The 4,330-nt window shown below is 45.2% G+C and carries 2 protein-coding genes; one reads left to right on the forward strand and one right to left on the reverse strand.

Going from position 1 to position 4,330, the window contains the following annotated elements; translation table 11 throughout:
* Positions 1-544, reverse strand: a 544-nt coding sequence (locus B3182_RS05315) for an MsnO8 family LLM class oxidoreductase (protein WP_292751869.1), incomplete at its 3' end; no start/stop codon positions are given.
* 520 nt (positions 545-1,064) lie between these two features.
* On the opposite strand from B3182_RS05315, the gene B3182_RS05320 reads away from it, so the two are divergent.
* The gene (locus tag B3182_RS05320) at positions 1,065-2,777 is read left to right on the forward strand and encodes a protein adenylyltransferase SelO (protein WP_292737260.1); all 1,713 of its coding nucleotides are present in this window, start codon (positions 1,065-1,067) and stop codon (positions 2,775-2,777) included.
* Positions 2,778-4,330: the final 1,553 nt, after the last annotated feature.

Consider the following 4,330-nt stretch of genomic DNA (forward strand, 5'->3'; position numbering starts at 1 on the left):
AAGGCAATCCCAGACTCGCCGCCAGTTGTGCACCAAATAGGCTGGAGCCCAATATCCAGATAGGCACATTACTTCCCGAACCGGGTACTGCCTCTATTTGTTGGGCGGCTCCTTTGGGTGCAAGAAAAGCCTGTAATTCCTGCACATCCTGTGGGAATTTGTCAGCATTGGCTGGATTTCGGCGCAAAGCCCGTAAGGTCATTTGGTCGGTGCCGGGAGCACGGCCCAACCCAAGATCGATACGACCGGGAAATAGCGCTTCCAATGTCCCAAACTGCTCAGCAATTATATATGGCGCATGATTAGGCAGCATGATGCCACCGGATCCCACGCGGATGGTATTTGTCCCAGCAGCGATATGGCCAATGACGATGGAGGTGGCGGCTGTTGTCACCCCAGGCATATTATGATGCTCTGCTACCCATATGCGTTTGTATCCCAGTCGCTCAGCATGCTGCGCATAAGTCCGGGCATCATTAAGAGCCGTTCGGCGATCAGACCCTTCGCGTACACGACCAAGTTCTAAAATAGATAGTGGAATCATATGGAACTACACCTTATTTTGTGTTGTTGTCACTTACTAGGCTAACTTTTGGGGTCAGGTTTGTAAGACAGTGCTTAAAACCTAAACCTAACGATTAAAGATCAATGGCAAGCAGAAATGTTGCACCTATAAACTAAGAAAATATCTGCGTAAAATGTGTTTAAAAATATAGTCTGTTTTTAAATTTGATCTTTCGCTCTAAGCAATCCGTCACCTAACCCATATCTGATTTTGTCTACGGTTCAACGTATAAATTCAAGAAATAGTGGCTCACTAACTTTAGCGAGAGAAATTCTATTGTTGAGAAGTGGCAAGAAAAGCTGAGCACTAACATGAGTGACAGCTGTCAGAGATGCAAACCCTCAAGTGACAATCAGAAAGTGATCCAAAGTTATGCTCAAAGTGTTGATCTGCAATCGGACAAGCTGCCGATGCAAGTGATTAATCAGCGGTCAAGCAGCTTTTTCCCCACCTTAACAGGAGCCCGATGGTAATGCGACCACACCAGCAAACCGACTCTATGGAAACAATCTCCAATCTCGACAATCTTGCAAAGTGTGTAAGTTACTCGTTTATGGACACGCTCAATGCTGATCCTGATGCGACATCAAACGGAGCCGACCACTATCCCCGTCAAGTCTTCTCAGGCCATTATGTTCCTGTCAGTCCAACGCCACTCGAAGATCCCGAGTACGTGGCGCATAGTAAAAACTTGTTTCGCGAACTGGGCTTTGCCGATAGTTTGGCTCAGTCGGCCGATTTCATGCGAGTGTTCTCCGGCAATCTCGCATACGTTCCAGAGCCGATGCGTAAGGTTGGCTGGGCGTGTGGCTACGCATTGTCCATTTACGGTACAGAATACACCCAGCAATGTCCTTTTCAGACCGGTAACGGATACGGCGATGGTCGTGCTATTTCGGTGCTAGAGACCGTCATCAATGGTCATCATTGGGAAATGCAGTTAAAAGGTGGGGGCAGGACGCCATACTGCCGCGGCGCAGATGGACGCGCTGTTTTGCGGTCGAGTGTACGAGAGTTTCTGGCTCAGGAGCACATGCACGCGCTTGGGGTTCCAACCTCGCGGTCTCTGGGTCTTTACGTCTCGAAAACTGAAAAAGTAAAGCGTCCGTGGTATTCAGAAGGTTCACATTCAAGAGATCCGGATACGCTTATATCAGAGCCAGCAGCTATCTCGACAAGGGTCGCACCGTCTTTTATTCGGGTTGGCCAAATTGAGCTATTCGCTCGTCGAGCCCGTAACAATGAACACCCACAAGCAATGGAAGAGCTGGAGCAGATCGTCTTGCACCTCATCGATCGTGAGTATGGAGACGTTATCGACCAAAACCTGAGCACATCAGAAAAAGTATTGATGCTTGCACGCGAGTTCCGAAACCGACTGACGTCACTTGTTGCGAATTGGATCCGTGTCGGCTATTGCCAGGGTAACTTCAACAGCGATAATTGTGCTGCCGGTGGATTCACACTCGACTACGGTCCATTTGGCTTCTGCGAGATGTTTGATCCGTACTACCAGCCATGGACGGGAGGAGGACAGCATTTCGCATTTTTGAATCAACCTGTTGCAGCGGAAAAAAACTTTCACATGTTTTGTACAGCATTGCGTCCGTTGCTGACTTCGCATCAGGACAGTCTGCGACAGCTCGACGAGATACAAAGCAGCTTCGCATCAGTAATGCAGGTGCAAATGGAGAAAATGTGGGCAGCCAAACTTGGGCTGGATACCTTTAACGCGGAGTTATTTAACGAGCTGGTAGCGCTGATGATGCAAACATCGGTTGATTACACCATTTTCTTTCGCGAACTCTCTATGGTGCCCGACGAGATTGGTCCACTCAAAAAAAGCTTTTACAAGAACCCGACCTATAAGCAAGACCCCGAACGGATAAATAAACGCTGGTCAGAGTGGCTCACAAAATGGAAAGCGCTTATCGCTAAGGCCAACACGACAGAGTCTCAGCCATTTTCTCATGAAGAGCTCTCCAACAAGATGAAACAGGTCAATCCAAAATACAGTTTGCGGGAGTGGTTAGTTGTGCCTGCTTATCAGCAAGCGAAGGAGGGGAACTACTCACTCATTCGAGAGCTGCAAGAAGTCATGACAAATCCATACGACGAGCAATCGAAAGACGTAGAGGATAAATTTTACAGGTTGAAGCCACACGCTTTTTTTGAGGTTGGCGGGCTATCGTATTACAGCTGCTCGTCCTGATTTTACGAAAATCCTTCAGGGAATAGCTAATGGCACTATCTGCAAAAGGGGCAATATATAAGGTCGAAAATTCGAGCAAAAAGCGCTTTAGTACTGCTTTGCTTCAGGTTAATGCACTGTTAAAAATGATGTGAGTAATATGATTTTCCTTTAATAACTTGGGTATGGATATGCAAAGATTATTACGGAAAATATTCATCAAAGGTGTAAGAGAACGTTCAGCAGTGAAGGTAGGCTTATCTCAGCACTTTTACAAAATCATCATTATGGTTTCGTGTTTACTCGTATTTCAGCTCGAAATAATTGATCGGTTTTCGTTGAGCTTGTTCTTACCAACATGGGGCGACCTTTTCTTTTTATTTGGCATAACTGCGATTGGAATTATCTTTTATATCGATTTTCAGATGATTAAGTCCAGGATGGAAATGCACATGACTATGAGGCAAGTTCTGCGTTACAGAAGGAGATGCACATAAGTTTAATTGCAACTCGTTCCGACGCTCATGCGTGGGAACGCAAATACAGAACAGCTAAAATTTCAATTACCAAACCCCATATACAAAAAAACGGACCGAAGTCCGTTTTTTTATTTGGCAGAGAAGCAGGGATTCGAAGCCTGGGTAGGCTATAAACCCATGCCGGTTTTAAGATCAGTGAATTCAAACGCTCTTAATCAATGGATTGTGACTACATTGATTTATTTTCGCCTCTCTAGTTGCCACATTAAATGGCTGAAAGCCGTCAAAAAGTAATGGCGATTCAACTCATAATGCAGTTTCACTCGTAACAAAAAATTGTTTCTCCATAGTATCGATATCATCTCGTACGGAAAAACTATGTCCCAACAATTTGGGGGGATCATAAGTTAAATTGAACGAGGTTCTGTTCGAATGCAAAATTCGTTGATAAAAATCTGTGGATAAAAATATGACTAGAGAGGTTTCTGTGTTCCGTGAAATATATGAATCAATTTTAGATATTAATGGTAAAAGAGATTTGTCCATAATTCTTCCTTTTATGTAAGGACTAACGGTAGCCGAGCGGCACGATCTCGCTGTGATTAAGCCTAAGAAGACACAAGGATTTTCGCCGGTCTTGTATGGAGCATGCGGGTAGGGATTAGGTCGCCAATACACTACGCATCTTAAGTAAAAGTAGCTCTCCACCGTGTTCATCGCGCTGAGCTGAGACCTGCCATACCTTGTTCACTGCCGTGCGGATTAATCTGCTAGAGATCTCGTTGCTGATGTTAGCTAGCAATGCGCTGACCGTCTGTGCGTCAACGTACATCGCTATTACTTTATCTCGGCATTTGGCTATTAAGGGAACGTTTTGAGTGCTTGGCACATATCTAAATACATGGGCCGCTGTAAGCAGTTTCTAACAAAGTGGTAGGAATGACATTGTTTAGAACAACGAGATGGCGGAGACAGAATTTGGAGGTGTCAGTATAAAAGGGTTGCATAGACACGCCTGCAACAATTTCTAAATACAGAACAGCTAAAATCGCAATTACCAAGCCTTAGATACAAAAAAACGGACCGAAGTCCGTT

Origin of the sequence: Methylophaga sp. UBA4204, from assembly GCF_002379485.1 — a bacterium.
Classification (GTDB): Bacteria; Pseudomonadota; Gammaproteobacteria; order Nitrosococcales; family Methylophagaceae; genus Methylophaga.